The organism is Sporosarcina aquimarina (assembly GCF_023715615.1).
Classification (GTDB): Bacteria; Bacillota; Bacilli; order Bacillales_A; family Planococcaceae; genus Sporosarcina; species Sporosarcina aquimarina_A.
Map to the genome: position 1 here is coordinate 226,792 of NZ_JAMBOM010000001.1, position 18,867 is coordinate 245,658.

Below are 18,867 nucleotides of genomic sequence, written 5' to 3' on the forward strand. Positions count from 1 at the left end.
ATAGGTTATGATGAAGACAGGTGATTATGATGAATATTTGCTTTATTTGTACAGGAAATACATGTAGAAGTCCGCTGGCGGAAGGCATATTGAAATCGAAGCAACTAGAAGGAGTTGCGGTTCGTTCGGCGGGTGTTTATGCAACAGATGGTACCTTCATTTCCAATCATTCTCGATTGCTACTTGAGGAACATGGAATGCCGGTAACGTTAACCTCACGACGTTTTACAGAACAGGACTTGGAATGGGCAGATCTCATTCTTACAATGACGGTGTCCCACCGAGAAACCCTTCGACGTGCCTTTGGTAACAGTTCTGACAAAATATTTACCTTGAAAGAGTATGTAGGAGCCGCCAATTACGATGTTCAGGATCCTTATGGCGGGAATCTCGGAGTTTATCAACAAACGTTTAAGGAATTGTCCGATCAGATTGATGTGCTAGCGCGCAAGTTAATGGAGGAACAGAAATGACAGAGACGAAAAAAAAGTTCGGATTGAAATGGAAACTCGTCATATTCGTGACGATTCTTGCGATTGTGACGTATTCAACAAGTGCAGTGTTCATTAACTTCTTACAACCTCAATTTTTCCCGAATGCAAATCCGACCTGGTTCGGAATTATGACATATGGAATGGGGATTTTTTGGTCTGCTGTCCTCGCAGCTCTTTTCAGTACAATCTTAACGAAACCGCTCCAACGGCTTGAACAGGAGGCGATGCGGATTGCTGGCGGGAAAATCGGTACAGACATAGAATTACCGAACTCGTCTGATGAAATCCGTTCCGTGGCAGAAGCGTTCCAACAAGTTGTTGTCAACTTACGAGGAATTGTTGGCCAGATTGAAACTAATTTTGAAAAAACGTCACGCTCCGTAGAAATTTTACACAATGAAACAGGATCGGCTTCTAATCAAGCGGATGCGATTGCTTCGACAATCATTGAGATCTCTTCGGGTGCGGAAGCGTCAGCCATTGCGATCCAAGAGACGGCTGAAGCGATGGAAGACATCCGCGCACTCGCTTCAGATGTGAATAATCGTGCCGATCAATCGTCCAAGCAATCGAACGACATGCTTGCTGAATTGAAACGAACAACTGATGCGTACCGGACACTAGTAGGTGGAATTCGCGAAATGTCCTCTCAAAGCGAAGACTCCCTTTTAACGATCCGTGACCTAGATCGAAATGCACAAAAGATTGGCGAAATTGTTCAACTCGTCGGCAACATCGCAGATCAGACAAATTTGCTTGCGCTGAATGCTTCCATTGAAGCGGCACGTGCAGGAGAACATGGAAAAGGCTTCGCAGTCGTGGCAGAAGAAGTCCGTGTCCTGGCAGATGAAAGTGCAAAATCTGTTCAAATGATTAGCGGTCTCGTAAGTACCATACAGTCTGATGTAACGAAAGTCGTGAAAGAAATGGAAGCGCAAGTGAAAACTGCTGCTCAGGAAGCTGGACGAGCAGATGAAACAAATAAAAGTATTATTGCGATGGCGACGACTGTTACTGATATGGCGGGTTCCATCACTGGAATTACAGAGCTTGTTGAACATCAGCTCAGCAAAATTGAACAAACGGCTCATCAGTCACAAGAAGTTGCAGCGATTGCGGAAGAAACTTCAGCAGGTGCTGAAGAGGTACAAGCGGCAACTGAAGAACAGGCACATTCAATCGAACAAACAAGTGTCCTGGCAAGTGAACTGAAAGGGCAATCCGAAGCTCTATATGGTGTCATTCGCCAATTCGATACTTCACAATAACAAAGTCGGCCTTGCGCCGGCTTTTTTTGTGGATAAAATTCGGGCTAGTCGGGAAATTTATATTCCAAATTTATCGGAAAACCAGAAGAATCTATCACATTACTTCGCACTGTGTTTTTTTTAGGAACAGTGATAGAATTAGTTGTAAGTATATTATGAAAAGAGGGACGCACATGAAACTCGCGATTTCTTCCGATCATGGCGGCAACAACTTACGCCATGAAATCAAACAACTACTAACAGAACTAAACATTGACTTCGAAGATTTCGGTCCGGAATCTGGCCAGTCCGTCGATTATCCAGATTACGCAGCACCTGTAACAAAAGGCGTCGCATCCGGCAAATTCGATAAAGGAATCCTCATCTGTGGGACTGGTATCGGGATGTCCATAGCGGCCAATAAAGTAAATGGAATTCGTTGCGCACTCGTCCACGACGTATTCAGCGCCAAAGCAACTCGAGGTCATAACGATTCAAACGTATTAGCAATGGGAGAACGTGTTATCGGACCGGGACTTGCTCGCGAAATCGTTCAAACATGGTTAGAAACACCATTCGAAGGCGGTCGACACGAACGTCGCATCGAGAAATTGATGAGTCTCGAAAATAACTAAGAAACGGGGGGACGACATGGACGCGTATATTTTATGGAGATTGCAGCTGGAACAAACACTCGCAGAGTTTGCGGAAATTGCTCCGCCAGTACCGGGTACCCTTTTTGTTGTAGGCTGTTCCACATCTGAAGTGGCAGGCAAACAAATTGGTACAGCCGGGGCGCTCGACGTAGCAAAAGCGCTTTATGGACCCCTCTCTCAATTTGCTGCGACTCATCGCGTACACCTTGCTTTCCAAGGGTGCGAGCACATTAACCGTGCCCTCACAATCGAGCGGAAAACAGCAGAAAAGTTTGCACTTGAACCTGTTTCTGTCGTGCCTGTTCGGACTGCGGGTGGTTCAATGTCCGCTTACGCGTTTGAGCATTTAGATGATGCGGTCGTCGTAGAAACCGTCCGTGCAAACGCCGGGATTGACATTGGACAAACTTTGATTGGGATGCAATTGAAACCGGTTGCAGTGCCGATTCGCACATCCGTTAAACAGGTTGGTGAAGCTGTCGTTACCTGTGCAACCACTCGTCCGAAACTAATCGGCGGAGTTCGAGCACAGTACGAATAACTCATGGCCATCAAGCTTTGAGGGTAGTAAGAATAATAGACGCTAAAGGGGAAATGAACATGGATTTGAGCAATGTAAAACGCGAAGATAGTGCTGTTTTTGAAGCAATAATGGCAGAAAAGAATCGCCAGAACGCTAATATCGAATTGATTGCATCAGAAAACTTTGTCTCTGAAGCGGTCATGGAAGCACAAGGTTCCTACTTGACGAACAAATACGCAGAAGGATATCCAGGCAAGCGCTATTATGGTGGATGCGAACACGTCGATGTTGTTGAAAACATCGCCCGTGACCGAATTAAAGAGTTATTCGGTGCAGCGTATGCAAACGTTCAAGCACACTCAGGCGCACAGGCGAACATGGCAGTCTACTTCACAGTACTAGAGCCAGGCGACGTTGTTCTTGGAATGAATCTCTCACATGGTGGTCACTTGACACACGGAAGCCCCGTAAACTTTTCTGGAAAGCTGTACAACTTTGTTGAGTACGGTGTAAGTGAGCAGGACGAGCGTATTGATTACGAAGACGTCCGTCAAAAAGCACTCGAGCACAAACCTAAAATGATCGTAGCGGGCGCAAGTGCATACCCACGCGAAATTGATTTCAAGAAGTTCCGTGAAATTGCTGATGAAGTCGGCGCATTCCTTATGGTGGATATGGCGCACATTGCAGGACTTGTTGCAGTCGGCGAACACAACAGCCCAGTACCACACGCGCATTTTGTGACGTCTACAACGCACAAAACATTGCGCGGACCACGTGGTGGACTAATTTTAATCAACGAAGAATTTGCAGAAGAATACGGCAAAAAAATCGACAAAACAATCTTCCCGGGTGTACAGGGTGGCCCATTGATGCACGTCATTTCTGCAAAAGCGGTAGCATTTGGCGAAGCATTGCAACCAGAGTTTAAGACCTACATTCAACAAGTGAAAAAGAATGCAGTTGCTCTAGGGGAAGCACTTGTTGCTGAAGGGATTGGCATCGTTTCTGGCGGTACGGATAATCACTTGCTTCTATTGAACTTGACTAGCCTTGGCTTAACAGGAAAAGTTGCAGAGCATGTGTTAGATGAATGCGGAATCACTGTCAACAAAAACACGGTTCCATTCGATAAAGAAAGCCCATTTGTTACTTCGGGTATCCGAATCGGTACACCGGCAGTGACATCACGCGGTTTCAAAGAAGACGATATGAAAGAAGTAGGAGCGATCATCGCGAAACTCTTGAAGAACCACGAAGACGAAGCTGTGAAAGAAGAAGCAAAACAACGTGTCAAGGCTTTAACTGATAAGCATACGTTGTATGCATAAATGATAGCAGAGCCGCCATCCTTCAGATGGCGGTTTTTTTACGGGCGAAATTGGGGTATTTTCATTAGAAACAAATGAGGCGCTACCAATAACTCCCTTAACGTAGTCAAATTGTGTCCCGTTATCGAGAAACTGTGCTAAGTGTCGGAGAAATCTAGCTAAGTGATAGAGAAAATTCCATATGTGATTAACAACCTCCCTCCAATGTCGAACATTTTCCCATAACTGATCGAAAGCGTAGTCTACCAAAAAATGTCCTATCACAACGAAGTAGCCCGTCCCTCAACAAGCGAAGCGCACCCAAATAATCCCTTAACCGAGTTGAATTGTGTCCCGTTATCGAGAAATTTTGCTAAGTGATGAAGAAATGTAAAGATTTGATTGGTAAAGTGCACAACGTGATCGAGAACCTACAAAGAGTGACGTACAATCCGGACCAAGTGATCTACAACGCAGAATCTCTATGAAATAACCGTGTAAATGTTCCGGGAATTCCAAACTTCACACCAGACAACCGTTCACGCCGTCATTCTGTTATACTGTATTGGACAAAGTAAAAGGAGCGATTTTAATGGCTAAAGTACACGTATTCGATCACCCGCTCATTCAGCACAAACTTACATTCATCCGCGACGTAAACACAGGAACAAAAGAATTCCGCGAACTCGTTGACGAAGTTGCAACATTGATGGCTTTTGAAATCACACGAGAGCTACCCCTCCAGGAAGTAGACGTTGAAACGCCGGTTTGCATGGCGAAATCGAACGTGCTTGCAGGGAAGAAACTCGGAATTGTTCCGATTTTACGCGCAGGTATTGGTATGGTAGATGGAATTTTAAAACTAATCCCAGCAGCAAGAGTCGGTCACGTCGGTTTATTCCGCGACCCGGAAACTCTTCAACCACACGAGTATTTCGTAAAGTTGCCTTCTGACGTCTCGGAACGTGAATTGATTGTCGTTGACCCGATGCTTGCTACAGGGGGAACGGCGGTAGAAGCGGTTAACTCATTGAAAAAACGCGGAGCGAAGCACATTAAATTCATGTGTCTCATTGCAGCTCCTGAAGGCGTAAAAGTATTTACAGATGCACACCCTGACGTGGATGTTTACATTGCAGCACTTGATGAAAAACTTAACGATCATGGCTACATCGTACCAGGACTCGGCGATGCTGGGGACCGTTTGTTCGGAACCAAATAATTGGGGAAGGCGTGAACACTTTGAAACGCAAATGGAAAGTAATGACAATCTTCGGAACGCGTCCAGAAGCTATTAAAATGGCTCCACTCGTTCTCGAATTGCAAAAGCATGAAGAAGACATCGAATCGATTGTAACCGTAACAGCGCAGCACCGTGAAATGTTGGACCAAGTGCTGAAAACGTTTGGCATCAAACCCGATTTCGATCTTAACATTATGAAAGATCGTCAAACCCTTATCGACGTTGCAACACGTGGACTCGAAGGACTTGACGGGATCATGAAAGAAGCACAACCGGATATCGTACTCGTACACGGTGACACAGCAACAACATTCGTCGGCAGTCTCGCGGCATTTTATAACAAAATTGCAGTTGGACATGTCGAAGCGGGTCTTCGTACATGGGACAAGTACTCTCCATATCCAGAAGAGATGAACCGTCAGTTGACGGGTGTCCTTGCAGACCTTCATTTCTCACCAACGGAAAAATCGGCTCAGAACCTTATTAATGAAGGAAAGCCAGAAGACCGAATCTATATCACAGGGAATACAGCAATCGATGCGTTGCACACCACAGTCGATGGCACGTATAATCATCCAATTTTTGAGAAGCTCGGTGATGACCGACTTGTCTTACTAACAGCACACCGTCGTGAAAACTTAGGGGATCCAATGCGCAATATGTTCCGTGCCATTAACCGGCTTCTCGAAAAACACGATGACATTCAAGTAATCTATCCAGTACACATGAACCCTGCAGTCCGAGAAGTTGCGGATGAATTGCTTGGGAATAACGATCGAATTCACTTAATCGAGCCACTCGAAGTCGTAGATTTCCATAACTTCGCTGCTCGTTCGCACATTATCCTTACTGATTCAGGTGGCATCCAAGAAGAAGCCCCTTCACTTGGCAAACCTGTTATTGTTCTTCGTGACACAACAGAACGCCCTGAAGGGATCGACGCAGGAACACTTAAATTAGCAGGAACCGACGAAGAGACTATCTTCAACTTGGCAGACGAACTCTTGTCTGATCAAACCGCCTACGAATCCATGTCGAAAGCGTCCAATCCATATGGAGACGGACATGCATCTGAACGAATCGTAGAAGCATTAAAAAAATATTTAAACGAACAAAACAACTAATCAAAATAAATCATATGAAAAGCAGAGGCGCAGGAGTCTCTGCTTTTTTTGTTTGACCGAGTATAAAAATTCTACTTAACTGCCACACTCTATAGAGTTAACACTAAAAACAAAGTTTTTTAGTTAGTCTTTAGTAAAAAGGAGCTGGCTATAAAAAAATCAAAAGAATTCTTTAAGAATAGACAAATTGTTTGGTTAATAGTAAGGAATTGTATATTAACACCTAAGAAAAACGACTATATAATTCGAAAATAAAACCTAAAATTCTGTCTCTATTCAATGGAAAACACTAAGGGAATTCCCTAATTTTCTGAAATACAAAGATTTACTTGGAAAGTGTGACGATTGTTTGACAGTGCCTTTAGTTTGTGAAGAATTTCACGGGAATCAATTGACATCAAAATATCGCTATTGTATGCTTACAGAGGGTAATAATGATAGGGTTTATACATAGATAAATCAGCTGAAACCGCTTGATTTTTTTGGCTAAGTTCTATCATCACTCGTAGCCTATCGCACTTAGGAAATATAGGCATCTGTGCGATACGTTGGACAACGTGTCCTGGTGAATGCCAAGCAGGCGGCACTTTTCTTACAATTCTTAGTCCCGGTCTACCCGAGACATCTGATCAGTAAGTGGTTGCCGTACATCTCGGACAAGCCAACTCGTACCAACCTGCGAACCCGCTCGTTGTTCGACTTGTAAAACAAAAGTCGAACGCTTCAGTTTCTAACTAAACTTATCGTAATAGGAGACTCACCTACCATGCAGACAATGCAGGAAATTTTCGCAAGGCAAAAGAGAGCTCTATTTTTTTTGCTCGCATTGCTGATATTAGGCTGGACCTTTACGGGAGCGAAGGAGATTTTTGCTGGTCTTTTGCTAGGATTAATCTTCGGATTGTATAATTTTTGGATACTTATCCGTAGAATGGAACAATTCGACAAGAAACTGGATCAGGGCAAAAAGGTTTCGCTCGGTTCGGGATTGCGTTTCGCTTCCGGAGTGGCTGCGGCAGCCATCGCGATGTCGATGCCAGAAAACTTCAATCTGATCAGTACTGTGATTGGTTTGATGATTCCATATGCCCTATTGTTGGTCGATAGGATATTTTATCATGTGAAGCATCAATCTTAAACTGATCACAAAAGGGAGGTGAACGAAACGTGGAACATAAAAATCCGAATTTAGACCTCTTCGGTATTAGCTTCAACCCGGCTAACATTTTGATGCTCTTCGTCACATGTCTCATCGTCTTCATCATTGCTGTTCTATCCACACGGAGAATGCAGATGAAACCAACGGGCATGCAGAATTTCATGGAATGGATCATGGACTTCGTGAAGGGAATCATTAAAAACAACATGGATTGGAAAACAGGCGGCCGTTTCCACGTACTCGGCATCACGCTTATTATGTTCGTGTTTGTTGCCAATATGCTTGGTCTTCCATTTTCAATTCAATGGGATGGGTACCTTTGGTGGAAATCACCGACAGCCGATCCAGTCATTACGATGACGTTGGCAGCAACGGTTATTATCTTGACGCACTTCTATGGTGTAAAGATGCTTGGTGTAAAAGGATATTTCAAAACGTATGCTCAGCCGATGCCATTCCTGGCACCACTGAAAATTATTGAAGAATTTGCAAACACGTTGACACTCGGTCTACGTCTTTACGGTAACATCTTTGCAGGGGAGATCCTCATCGGGCTTCTCGCAACACTTGCAGCCGGCAGCTTTGGTGGATTCATCGGAGCAATCGTTCCTGCACTCGCTTGGCAAGGGTTCTCGATATTTGTCGGAGCAATCCAGGCATTCATTTTTGTTATGTTGACGATGGTTTATATGTCGCACAAAGTGACGACAGACCACTAAACATAAATCCCGCATGCGGGAACAAGCACTACCAAACCAAACAATACTAGGAGGAAATAACACTATGACAGGTTCATTAGGTCTATTAGCAGCAGCTATCGCAATTGGTCTTGGCGCACTCGGCGCTGGTATCGGTAACGGTTTGATCGTTTCAAAGACAGTTGAGGGGATTGCTCGCCAACCAGAAGCACGTGGCGTTCTTCAAACAACAATGTTCATCGGGGTTGCATTGGTTGAGGCATTGCCAATCATTGCCGTAGTTATCGCTTTCATCGTTATGAACAAGTAATTTACACAGATTCAATTCAGGTAGTTAATGTAATGGATAGGGCCTGGGCTGCTTTGCGGTCTTGCCAGCCTGTTTGACTCCTTCTATTATCTAACCACTTTATAAGAACGTTAAACAATGGCGAAGAATGGAAAAAGATCGATCCTTCGCCATTCGTTTATGTCAGCGGATATCGAGCGCATTTTGCGTTTGGAACCAATCATTCTAACCAAAACGTTTGTGCATCAAACGTAAGTTTTTGAAGGGAGTGAAACAATCGTGTTTTTGGATACCTTCGTCCTTTTGTCAAGCAATGCTGACTCAGGATTCTTATCCAGCCTGAACCAACGGCTGAACTTAGGTGATATCATTGCAACAGTAGTATTCTTCACACTTCTCATGCTTCTTTTGAAGAAATTCGCATGGGGCCCATTGATGGGGATCATGGATCAGCGTGCTGAAATGATTGCAAACGAAATCGAAGCGGCAGAACAAAGCCGTCTAGACTCACAAAAATTGTTGGAAGAGCAACGTGCTCTTTTGAAAGAAGCACATGCAAACGCGCAGTCAATCGTTGAAAACGCGAAAAAGCAAGGCGAAGCACAGCGTGAGGAACTCATTCAAACGACGCGCGCTGAAGTGGCTCGTATGAAAGACAACGCAGCGCTTGAAATTGCAACAGAGAAAGAAAAAGCAATCGCGGCTGTCCGCGAAGAATTCGTTTCTCTTTCTATCATGGCAGCGTCTAAAGTACTCGGCAAAGAAGTATCCGAGGAGGATAACCGCGCATTGATCGAAGAAACGATTGTGAAGGCAGGGGAAGGCCGATGAGCCGTTCTATCGTAGCGGAACGTTATGCAACTGGGCTGTTCAAAGCAGCACAGGAACAAGGCGTGTTACTCGCAGTTCATACTGACGTTCGAGAGCTCCAAGCAGCACTCAACGACAACAATGGCTTCGGGGAACTTATGAGCTTACCACAACTGTCATTGCTCAAAAAACGGGAATTGATTGCTAACATCCTGCCAGGTGCGCAAGAGGTATTACTCAATGCACTATACGTGATGCTCGATGCAGATCGTATGGACGAACTTAGCAACGTTCTCGAAGACTTCCATCAGTTAGCGAACAGTGCATCCGGTGTTGCTGAAGCAACAGTGTATGCAACTCGTCCACTAACTGAACAGGAAGAAACAGCTATCTCTAGCGCGTTTGCCCACAAAGTTGGCAAACAGTCGCTTCAAATTCAAACAATTATTGAACCACAATTAATTGGAGGCATTCGCCTTCAAATCGGAAACCGAATCTTCGACAGCAGCATCAGCAACAAGCTTGCTAAATTGCAACGTACGTTGATCGGTTAAAATCTTGAAAGATGAGGGGTGACATACATGGGCATTAAAGCTGAAGAAATCAGCACACTGATTAAGCAGCAGATTGCAGGCTATCAGTCTGAGATGGAAGTTAGCGAAGTAGGTACTGTTCTCGCAGTAGGTGACGGTATCGCCCGTGCTCATGGTCTCGACAATGTCATGGCCGGCGAACTCCTTGAGTTCTCCACAGGTGTACTTGGTATGGCGCAAAACTTGGAAGCGAACAATGTAGGTATCGTTATCCTTGGACCATATAAAGACATCAAAGAAGGCGATGAAGTACGTCGTACAGGCCGTATCATGGAAGTTCCAGTTGGAGAAGAATTGATTGGACGTGTCGTCAATTCACTTGGACAACCAGTGGATGGACTAGGTCCGATTAACACAACAAAAACTCGTCCGATCGAAAGCCCAGCGCAAGGCGTTATGGCTCGTAAATCGGTTGATGAGCCACTTCAAACAGGTATCAAAGCGATTGACGCTCTTGTACCGATTGGTCGTGGACAGCGTGAATTGATCATCGGTGACCGCCAAACAGGTAAAACTACTGTAGCGATCGATACAATTCTTAACCAAGCGGATCAGGATATGATCTGTATTTATGTAGCAATTGGTCAGAAGGAATCTACAGTTCGTGGTGTTGTTGAAACGCTTCGTGAACACGGCGCGCTTGACTATACAATCGTTGTAACTGCTTCTGCTTCCCAACCAGCACCACTTCTTTACCTAGCTCCATATGCGGGTATTACAATGGGTGAAGAGTTCATGTTCCAAGGCAAGCACGTTTTGATCGTTTATGATGATCTTTCTAAACAAGCTGCTGCATACCGTGAACTTTCGTTGTTGCTACGCCGTCCTCCAGGTCGCGAAGCATACCCAGGTGATGTATTCTACTTACACTCACGTTTACTCGAGCGTGCTGCAAAATTGAACGACTCCCTTGGTGGTGGTTCAATCACTGCATTGCCATTCGTTGAAACACAAGCAGGCGATATCTCTGCATACATTCCGACGAACGTAATCTCCATCACAGATGGTCAGATTTTCCTTCAGTCCGATCTATTCTTCTCAGGTGTACGCCCAGCGATCAACGCTGGACTTTCTGTATCCCGTGTAGGTGGATCTGCACAGATCAAAGCAATGAAAAAAGTTGCAGGTACACTGCGTCTTGACCTTGCTGCGTTCCGTGAACTTGAAGCGTTCTCTGCGTTTGGATCAGATCTTGACCCAGCTACTAAAGCGAAACTTGACCGTGGACACCGTACTGTTGAAGTCTTGAAGCAAGACTTGAACAAGCCGGTTAAGGTTGAACATCAAGTCGTAATTCTTTACGCTCTAACTCGTGGATTCCTAGACGATATCCCAGTTAAAGATATTCTTCGCTTTGAAAGTGAAATCACAATCTGGCTTGAAAGCAACCACACAGACGTATTGGAAACGATCCGTACTACGAAAGGTCTTCCTGCAGATGATGTATTTGCAGCAGCGATCAATGAGTTCAAAAAGAACTTTGCGGTTTCTGGACAATAAGTTAAGTAACGGATTAAGGGACTAAAACTAAAAGGTGGTGAATAGCCAATGGCCTCATTACGCGAGGTAGAACAGCGCATTAAATCGACGAAGAGTACACGTCAGATCACAAAAGCGATGCAAATGGTCTCTGCTTCAAAATTGAGCCGTGCGGAAACAAACGCGAAAAAATTCGTACCGTACATGGACAAGATTGAAGAAGTGGTCGGATCTATCGCTTCTGTCTCTCAAAACTCTGGACACCCGATGCTCGTCACTCGCCCAGTCAAGAAGACGGGATACCTTATCGTCACATCTGACCGTGGACTTGTTGGGGGATATAACGCCAACATTTTACGTAAAGCGAAACGTGCAATCGAAGCTCGCCATGCATCTAAAGATGAAATCGTGCTCTTCGTAATCGGAAGTAAAGGAACTGATTTCTTTAAACGTCTCGGATTCAAAGTTGAAGAGAGCCTTATAGGTGTATCTGATCACCCTTCGTTCGAAGAGATTAAAGACATCGCGAATAAAGCTGTTGGCATGTTCACGGAAGGCAATTACGATGAGTTGTATCTCTATTACAACCATTTCGTCTCCGCCATCTCCAATGAGCCGACGGAACGGAAATTGCTTCCACTTACTGATCTAGAATCGTCTGGAGTGAGCTCATCTTATGAATTCGAACCTTCTGCTGAAGTGATTCTTGAATCCTTGTTGCCGCAATATGCGGAGAGCCTCATTTTCGGTGCGGTCCTTGATGGGAAAGCGAGCGAACATGCTTCCAGTATGACTGCGATGAAGACTGCTACAGATAATGCTACTGATTTGATAGATGACTTGACGCTAGTATTCAACCGTGCCCGTCAAGCTGCGATTACTCAGGAAATCACTGAAATCGTTGCTGGCGTTGCAGCACTCGAATAGGCGTAACGAAAACGAACGTACCAGTACGACAGGAGGGAAAAGCATGAGTAAAGGACAAATTCTTCAGGTAATGGGTCCAGTTGTTGACGTTCGCTTTGCGGACGGACAACTTCCACAGATCTATAACTCCCTGAAAGTCCAAATCAATCGCCCAGGTGCTGAAGCGGAAACGCTCACACTTGAAGTGGCCTTGCACCTTGGAGACGATTCTGTACGTACGATTGCAATGTCCTCTACAGATGGTTTGAGACGCGGCGAAGAAGTAATAGATATGGGCGCGCCAATCTCAGTACCTGTTGGAGACGTTACACTCGGACGAGTATTCAACGTACTTGGTGAGGAAATTGACCTTGGAACGCCGTTAGCGGCAGATATCCAGCGCGATCCGATTCACCGTGAAGCACCATCATTTGAATTCCTTTCTACTAAAGTAGAAATTCTTGAAACGGGTATTAAAGTTGTTGACTTACTTGCTCCTTACATCAAGGGTGGTAAAATCGGTCTCTTCGGTGGTGCGGGTGTAGGTAAAACCGTTCTAATCCAGGAATTGATCAACAACATCGCACAAGAACACGGCGGTATTTCAGTATTCGCTGGTGTTGGAGAGCGTACTCGTGAAGGTAACGACTTGTACTATGAAATGACAGACTCAGGCGTTATTAAGAAAACGGCAATGGTCTTCGGTCAAATGAACGAGCCACCTGGTGCACGTATGCGTGTTGCCTTGACTGGTTTGACAATGGCGGAGCACTTCCGTGACGAACAGGGCGCTGACGTTCTGCTCTTCATCGATAACATCTACCGTTTCACACAAGCCGGTTCTGAAGTTTCAGCCTTGCTTGGTCGTATGCCATCTGCGGTTGGTTACCAGCCGACATTGGCGACTGAAATGGGTCAGCTTCAAGAGCGTATCACTTCAACTAACAAAGGTTCTGTTACATCGATCCAAGCGATCTATGTACCAGCCGATGACTATACAGATCCAGCTCCTGCAACGACGTTTGCTCACCTTGACGCAACGACGAACCTTGAGCGTAAACTATCTGAGATGGGTATCTATCCAGCGGTGGATCCACTTGCTTCGACATCACGTGCTCTTAGTGCAGATATCGTAGGTAAAGAACACTATGACGTGGCAACACAAGTACAACAAACGTTGCAACGCTATCGTGAACTTCAAGACATCATCGCAATCTTAGGTATGGATGAGTTGAGTGAAGATGACAAGCAGATCGTTGATCGTGCGCGTCGTGTTCAGTTCTTCCTGTCACAAAACTTCCACGTTGCCGAGCAATTCACGGGCCAAAAAGGTTCGTACGTGCCGGTTGCTGAAACTGTACAAGGCTTCAAGGCTATTCTTGAAGGCAAATACGACCACCTTCCTGAAGATGCATTCCGACTTGTTGGGCGCATCGAAGAAGTTGTGGCTAAAGCAAAAGAAATGGGCGTAGAAGTCTAATAAAAGGGACCAGGAGGGGAAATTATGAAGATAAAAGTTAATATCGTCACTCCCGACGGCCCTGTCAGCGAAACAGAAGCGGATATGGTGATAGCTGTTACCGAAACGGGTGAGCTTGGTATTTTACCAGGTCACATCGCAATGGTAGCTCCACTTGACATCGGCGCACTTCGTCTGAAAAACGGCAATTCAACAGAACACGTGGCAGTAAACGGCGGCTTCTTAGAAGTCCGTCCGGATGTTGTCACAGTGCTTGCGCAAAGTGCGGAACTCGCTTCCGGCATTGACGTAGCACGTGCTGAACTTGCGAAACGTAAGGCAGAAGTTGAACTCCAGCAGACTAAGAACAAGCTGGAGCATCAAATGGCTGAACTTAATTTACGTAGGGCCATTAACCGTATTAAAGTTTCCGGCATGTAAGTCGGATACGAGTAAATCGGACAGAGGAGAATCTTCTGTCCGATTTTTTTAACGTCAACCAAAAACGTACTTCATCGGTAGAAGTACGCATCGGGAGTAGATACTATGGACGCACTTGGCGTCAATCCATTACTAGCACTTGGGTCACATATTTTTTTCATTGGGGTATCATTTTTTGCCTTGCAGGCGATTTTACCACAAGCCATTATTCGTAAAAACCGCGTATTTCAAACACAATTATTATTTATTTTGTTGAGTATTGCCATCGGTTCTTCTGTATCAAATTTCTTTTTAGACATATCCTATTGGTCGGGGAGACTTCCTTTCATCTTTGGATGATTCGTCTTATCGCCGCAAAGACAACGGATGCCTCTGGGGCAATGAGACGAATCACTTCATTAGAAAATGATGAGATAGGTTTATCGGATTCAGCACTGGGGAACAAACTTAGATGTAACCTCTTTGTAATATGGCAGTCATAAAGAAATTGTAAAATACCCACACAGGACATCCCACCTGTACATAATTTAGATTACAGCTATCTTTTGTCGGAAAGGGTCACAATGGCGCTTGTTAACTAAGCCGTGTCGTTGTACAATGGACTGAGTTTGGATGATTTTTACTAGTATAATTAATGGATTTTGGGATATGTAAACTTGTCACGCTTATGAACGAATTATAACTTTGAGTCGGAGGGGCTTGTTTTGGATAAAATTATTATTAATGGTGGGCGACAACTGCACGGTACAGTGCGGGTAGAAGGAGCGAAGAACGCAGTGTTGCCGATACTCGCGGCTGCGTTGCTTGCTACTGAGGGCGTCAATGTCATCCGTGAAGTACCAAATCTTTCGGATGTTCGCACAATTAATGAAGTACTTAAAAGCTTATATGCAAAAACGGAATATAAACCTGAAATTGGCGAGCTGATCATTGATTCCACTGAGACGCTAACGAGTGAAGCGCAATTCGAATACGTGCGTAAAATGCGTGCATCCATTCTGGTAATGGGTCCACTTCTTGCGCGCAATGGTTTTGCACGTGTGGCAATGCCAGGCGGCTGTGCAATCGGATCACGTCCTATTGACCAGCATCTAAAAGGGTTCGAAGCAATGGGCGCGGATATCTCGTTTGGGCACGGATTTGTTGAAGCACGAGCAAAGAACGGACTTCAAGGTGCAAAAATCTATCTCGACTTCCCAAGTGTTGGCGCAACTGAGAACATCATGACCGCAGCTGCACTCGCTACAGGAACGACGTTGATCGAAAATGCAGCTAAAGAGCCTGAAATTGTTGACCTTGCGAATTTCATCAACGAAATGGGCGGTAGAGTCATCGGTGCTGGAACAGATGTTATCCGGATCGAAGGCGTCAAGAAATTAGTTGGTGCAGTTCACCACATCATTCCAGACCGTATCGAAACGGGTACATTCATGGTTGCTGCAGCAATTACAGGCGGAGATGTGACGATTGAAAACGCGTTGCCTGAGCACAACGCAGCATTAATCTCTAAGCTACAGGAAATGGGCGTTGTCATTACTGAACTCGACGAAGGTCTTCGCATTACAGCGCAGCATCCATTGAAATCGGTTGACCTGAAGACGATGCCACATCCTGGATTCCCAACAGACATGCAGTCACAGATGATGGCACTCATGTTGAAATCAGAAGGTACTGGTGTATTGACAGAAACAGTCTTCGAAAACCGTTTCATGCACGTGGAAGAATTCCGTCGCATGAATGCTGACATTAAAATCGAAGGACGTTCTGTCATCATGAACGGACCGTCAAAGCTACAAGGTGCTGAAGTAGCAGCAACCGATCTTCGGGCTGCAGCTGCACTCATCCTTGCTGGGCTTGTCGCTGAAGGGGTTACAAGAGTCACTGAACTTATTCACTTAGATCGTGGTTACGTCAACTTCCATCAGAAACTAAAAGCACTTGGCGCAGACATCAGCCGAGTCTCTAGCGAATCTGAAACAGCTGACACAGAAGTTGTGCATTCATAATATCGATTAGAGCTGTCCCTTTTGCGAGGGCCAGTTTTTTTATTTACCTAAATTTTAATTCGAGTTCTGGAGCTTGATGTCGATTGGTGTCGCTGAGTCACGTGAGATTCCAAATATGTGAAAGTCAAAAATATCATCATAATTGATTGAAAACGAACATACCATTCAACATGGACAAACGACTATTAGTAGTATTCATCATTTTCCTATTTTTTATACCTGTACTTCTAAACTTGAAGTACAACAGACCACTAGACGCTAAGCCACCTGAGGAAATAGCTTGTGAGACCGAAATTACAGTAGAAGGAGAGGACAAGCCCCTGCCACTGGAAGAGTACATTATTGGAGTCGTCGCATCTGAAATGCCAGTCGCTTACTCACTGGAAGCCCTCAAAGCACAAGCGATTGCAGCACGCACTTATGCACTCAAAGAAACGGCAGAAGGAACAAAACCGATCGGTCGGGATGTTACTGCACAAGTCTATTCCAACGAAAAAGATCGTAAAGAACGGTGGGGCAAAAACTTCAAAGAAAACGAGAAAAAGATTCGCCAAGCCGTTGAAGAAACAGCAGGCAAAGTGCTCGTACACGACGAACAAATGATTACCGCCATGTTCTTTTCTACTTCAAACGGTCAAACGGAAACTGCTGAGAATTTTACAGGAAATTCAATCCCATATCTACAAAGTGTAGAAAGCCCAGACGAACAAACTGTATCTGAAGAAGTGGAACGAACAGTTGATATGCCTCTTTCTGAGTGGAATAAAAAGCTGGGCACCTCATGGAAAGAAGACGATTTTCGTGCGCTCCAGCTCGTCCGGAATGAAACGGGGCGTGTCCAAAGCGTACTATCAGGCACATTTGAAACTAGCGGCCGAGAAGTTCGGGAAAAACTAAAACTTGCATCTACGGATTTCAATATAGGGTATGATGTGGCCAATGAAATTGTCCACATTACTACAAAAGGATATGGCCACGGCGTTGGCATGAGCCAAAATGGAGCTGAAGCTTATTCCAAAAAGGGCTGGACCGCAGAAAAAATTGTGAAACACTACTATACCGGTACAGAAATAAAAACTTTTGAAAAATCGAAAGAGGAATGTTTAAAAAATCCTTAACTTGCAGAGAATAGCGAGTGAGGTGATCATAAATGAGAGAAGAAAAAAAACCGAACGCCCCTTCTCAGAAAAACAAGAGCACGAAAAGCAACTGGTTCTGGCCAACTATCTATGCAAGCTTCGCCCTGTTGTTCGTTGGAATGGTATGGGGATATAATGCATTGATGAAACCAGACGCCGGTGAGCAGGCAGCTGTAGACAAAGAAAAGGCTAAAGAAGAAGTCACATTGGAAACAAACGCATCAAACGAACAACTGAAATATCCATTTGACGAAGCACTTCTTGACCAGGTTGCTATTATTCAAGACTTCTATGATGCAAAAGCTGACGCATCCAGTCGTGAAAATGCACTACTCGTATTTAAACAGACATATGTTACAAATGAAGGTGTGACGATTGCGGTCGACGGCAAACCGTTCGAAGTACTCGCAGCGATGAGTGGAAAAGTGGAACAAATCGTCTCAGATCCATTCAAAGGCAGTGAAATTGTCATCTCTCACAAAGATGGATTGAAAACGATCTATCGTTCCGTCACTGGCATTCTCGTAAAAGAGGGTGACGAGATCCAGCAGGGTGAGGCTTTGGCGCAAACTGCAGAAAATGAATGGAACCCACAAGCGGGCGTCCACTTACACTTCGAAGTCCAAAAAGACGACGTAGCTGTAAATCCCCGTTCCTTCTTGGCCTTTTAAATTACTCTTTGATTCAACCTGCCATCTCTGGCAGGTTTTTTTGTGCGAATATATCAGTCGTGGTGGTGGAGAGTTTTGAAAGAGATTATAACTTGTGGAATGTGCTCATAAAGCTCAGGAAGTGCTCATAATTCATGGAAAATGCTCATAAAACTCAGGAAGTGATCATAACTTGTGGAAAGTGCTCATAAAACTCAGGAAGTGCTCATAACTTGTGGGAAGTGCTCATAAAGCTCAGGAAGTGCTCATAATTCATGGAAAATGCTCATAAAACTCAGAAAGTGATCATAACTCATGGAAAGTGCTCATAAAACTCAGAAAGTGATCATAACTTGTGGGAAGTGCTCATAAAACTCAGGAAGTGATTATAACTCAGGGGAAGTGCTCATAAAGCTCAGGAAGTGATCATAATTCATGGAAAGTGCTCATAAAACTCAGGAAGTGATCATAACTTGTGGGAAGTGCTCATAAAGCTCAGAAAGTGCTCATAACTCATGGAAAGTGCTCATAAAACTCAGGAAGTGATCATAACTCATGGAAAGTGCTCATAAAACTCAGAAAGTGATCATAACTCAGGGAAAGTGCTCATAAAACTCAGAAAGTGATCATAAACTTGTGGG

The 18,867-nt window shown here is 44.7% G+C and carries 20 protein-coding genes; all 20 read left to right on the top strand.

Features of this window, described 5'->3' with window-relative positions:
* The first annotated feature begins 29 nt into the window (after positions 1-29).
* The 20 genes from M3197_RS01095 (at position 30) to M3197_RS01190 (ending at position 18,247) form a co-directional block, all read left to right on the top strand.
* Complete coding sequence (locus tag M3197_RS01095; protein WP_285851027.1) at positions 30-473, top strand: low molecular weight protein arginine phosphatase; 444 nt, start codon at positions 30-32, stop codon at positions 471-473.
* Positions 470-1,762, top strand: coding sequence for a methyl-accepting chemotaxis protein (locus M3197_RS01100; protein ID WP_251658173.1), 1,293 nt, complete (start codon positions 470-472; stop codon positions 1,760-1,762). Before M3197_RS01095 ends, M3197_RS01100 begins: the two co-directional genes overlap by 4 nt.
* Before the next feature lie 173 nt (positions 1,763-1,935).
* Entirely contained in the window at positions 1,936-2,376 is a 441-nt protein-coding gene (rpiB, locus tag M3197_RS01105) for a ribose 5-phosphate isomerase B (protein WP_251658174.1), read from the top strand.
* 16 nt (positions 2,377-2,392) lie between these two features.
* Positions 2,393-2,938: a TIGR01440 family protein gene (locus M3197_RS01110; RefSeq protein ID WP_251658175.1), complete on the top strand. Its 546-nt coding sequence runs from the start codon at positions 2,393-2,395 to the stop codon at positions 2,936-2,938.
* A gap of 59 nt (positions 2,939-2,997) precedes the next feature.
* Complete coding sequence (glyA, locus tag M3197_RS01115; protein WP_285851028.1) at positions 2,998-4,251, top strand: serine hydroxymethyltransferase; 1,254 nt, start codon at positions 2,998-3,000, stop codon at positions 4,249-4,251.
* Between the two features lie 571 nt (positions 4,252-4,822).
* Positions 4,823-5,452 (top strand): uracil phosphoribosyltransferase, encoded by a 630-nt coding sequence (gene upp / locus M3197_RS01120; protein ID WP_025785593.1) that lies wholly within the window; start codon positions 4,823-4,825, stop codon positions 5,450-5,452.
* A 41-nt stretch (positions 5,453-5,493) separates the two neighbouring features.
* Entirely contained in the window at positions 5,494-6,597 is a 1,104-nt protein-coding gene (gene wecB / locus M3197_RS01125; RefSeq protein WP_432813973.1) for a non-hydrolyzing UDP-N-acetylglucosamine 2-epimerase, read from the top strand.
* A 766-nt stretch (positions 6,598-7,363) separates the two neighbouring features.
* Entirely contained in the window at positions 7,364-7,735 is a 372-nt protein-coding gene (locus M3197_RS01130) for an ATP synthase subunit I (protein ID WP_251658177.1), read from the top strand.
* 29 nt (positions 7,736-7,764) lie between these two features.
* Complete coding sequence (atpB, locus tag M3197_RS01135; protein ID WP_251658178.1) at positions 7,765-8,475, top strand: F0F1 ATP synthase subunit A; 711 nt, start codon at positions 7,765-7,767, stop codon at positions 8,473-8,475.
* Between the two features lie 64 nt (positions 8,476-8,539).
* Entirely contained in the window at positions 8,540-8,764 is a 225-nt protein-coding gene (gene atpE, locus M3197_RS01140) for a F0F1 ATP synthase subunit C (protein WP_132360362.1), read from the top strand.
* 258 nt (positions 8,765-9,022) lie between these two features.
* Entirely contained in the window at positions 9,023-9,574 is a 552-nt protein-coding gene (gene atpF / locus M3197_RS01145; RefSeq protein ID WP_432813963.1) for a F0F1 ATP synthase subunit B, read from the top strand.
* A complete protein-coding gene (locus M3197_RS01150; RefSeq protein ID WP_251658179.1) occupies positions 9,571-10,107 on the top strand; it encodes a F0F1 ATP synthase subunit delta in 537 nt (178 codons plus the stop codon). Before atpF ends, M3197_RS01150 begins: the two co-directional genes overlap by 4 nt.
* Before the next feature lie 27 nt (positions 10,108-10,134).
* The gene (gene atpA / locus M3197_RS01155) at positions 10,135-11,646 is read left to right on the top strand and encodes a F0F1 ATP synthase subunit alpha (RefSeq protein WP_025785600.1); all 1,512 of its coding nucleotides are present in this window, start codon (positions 10,135-10,137) and stop codon (positions 11,644-11,646) included.
* Positions 11,647-11,694: 48 nt separating this feature from the next.
* A complete protein-coding gene (gene atpG / locus M3197_RS01160) occupies positions 11,695-12,552 on the top strand; it encodes an ATP synthase F1 subunit gamma (RefSeq protein WP_251658180.1) in 858 nt (285 codons plus the stop codon).
* A gap of 43 nt (positions 12,553-12,595) precedes the next feature.
* Positions 12,596-14,011: a F0F1 ATP synthase subunit beta gene (gene atpD, locus M3197_RS01165; RefSeq protein WP_251658181.1), complete on the top strand. Its 1,416-nt coding sequence runs from the start codon at positions 12,596-12,598 to the stop codon at positions 14,009-14,011.
* A 21-nt stretch (positions 14,012-14,032) separates the two neighbouring features.
* Complete coding sequence (locus tag M3197_RS01170; RefSeq protein WP_349774100.1) at positions 14,033-14,431, top strand: F0F1 ATP synthase subunit epsilon; 399 nt, start codon at positions 14,033-14,035, stop codon at positions 14,429-14,431.
* A gap of 105 nt (positions 14,432-14,536) precedes the next feature.
* The gene (locus tag M3197_RS01175) at positions 14,537-14,770 is read left to right on the top strand and encodes a DUF1146 family protein (RefSeq protein WP_251658183.1); all 234 of its coding nucleotides are present in this window, start codon (positions 14,537-14,539) and stop codon (positions 14,768-14,770) included.
* A gap of 365 nt (positions 14,771-15,135) precedes the next feature.
* A complete protein-coding gene (murA, locus tag M3197_RS01180; protein WP_251658184.1) occupies positions 15,136-16,437 on the top strand; it encodes a UDP-N-acetylglucosamine 1-carboxyvinyltransferase in 1,302 nt (433 codons plus the stop codon).
* 170 nt (positions 16,438-16,607) lie between these two features.
* On the top strand, positions 16,608-17,555 hold the full coding sequence (spoIID, locus tag M3197_RS01185; RefSeq protein ID WP_251658185.1) for a stage II sporulation protein D: 948 nt from the start codon (positions 16,608-16,610) through the stop codon (positions 17,553-17,555).
* Positions 17,556-17,587: 32 nt separating this feature from the next.
* On the top strand, positions 17,588-18,247 hold the full coding sequence (locus tag M3197_RS01190; protein ID WP_251658186.1) for a M23 family metallopeptidase: 660 nt from the start codon (positions 17,588-17,590) through the stop codon (positions 18,245-18,247).
* Positions 18,248-18,867: the final 620 nt, after the last annotated feature.

Bases quoted from the DNA above. Each gene is read 5' to 3' on its own strand.
- spoIID (WP_251658185.1), top strand. From the start codon at position 16,608: ATGGACAAACGACTATTAGTAGTATTCATCATTTTCCTATTTTTTATA.
- upp (WP_025785593.1), top strand. From the start codon at position 4,823: ATGGCTAAAGTACACGTATTCGATCACCCGCTCATTCAGCACAAACTT.
- M3197_RS01130 (WP_251658177.1), top strand. From the start codon at position 7,364: ATGCAGACAATGCAGGAAATTTTCGCAAGGCAAAAGAGAGCTCTATTT.
- M3197_RS01190 (WP_251658186.1), top strand. From the start codon at position 17,588: ATGAGAGAAGAAAAAAAACCGAACGCCCCTTCTCAGAAAAACAAGAGC.
- atpD (WP_251658181.1), top strand. From the start codon at position 12,596: ATGAGTAAAGGACAAATTCTTCAGGTAATGGGTCCAGTTGTTGACGTT.
- M3197_RS01175 (WP_251658183.1), top strand. From the start codon at position 14,537: ATGGACGCACTTGGCGTCAATCCATTACTAGCACTTGGGTCACATATT.
- atpG (WP_251658180.1), top strand. From the start codon at position 11,695: ATGGCCTCATTACGCGAGGTAGAACAGCGCATTAAATCGACGAAGAGT.
- M3197_RS01110 (WP_251658175.1), top strand. From the start codon at position 2,393: ATGGACGCGTATATTTTATGGAGATTGCAGCTGGAACAAACACTCGCA.
- atpA (WP_025785600.1), top strand. From the start codon at position 10,135: ATGGGCATTAAAGCTGAAGAAATCAGCACACTGATTAAGCAGCAGATT.
- M3197_RS01095 (WP_285851027.1), top strand. From the start codon at position 30: ATGAATATTTGCTTTATTTGTACAGGAAATACATGTAGAAGTCCGCTG.
- rpiB (WP_251658174.1), top strand. From the start codon at position 1,936: ATGAAACTCGCGATTTCTTCCGATCATGGCGGCAACAACTTACGCCAT.
- M3197_RS01150 (WP_251658179.1), top strand. From the start codon at position 9,571: ATGAGCCGTTCTATCGTAGCGGAACGTTATGCAACTGGGCTGTTCAAA.
- M3197_RS01100 (WP_251658173.1), top strand. From the start codon at position 470: ATGACAGAGACGAAAAAAAAGTTCGGATTGAAATGGAAACTCGTCATA.
- wecB (WP_432813973.1), top strand. From the start codon at position 5,494: ATGACAATCTTCGGAACGCGTCCAGAAGCTATTAAAATGGCTCCACTC.
- glyA (WP_285851028.1), top strand. From the start codon at position 2,998: ATGGATTTGAGCAATGTAAAACGCGAAGATAGTGCTGTTTTTGAAGCA.
- atpE (WP_132360362.1), top strand. From the start codon at position 8,540: ATGACAGGTTCATTAGGTCTATTAGCAGCAGCTATCGCAATTGGTCTT.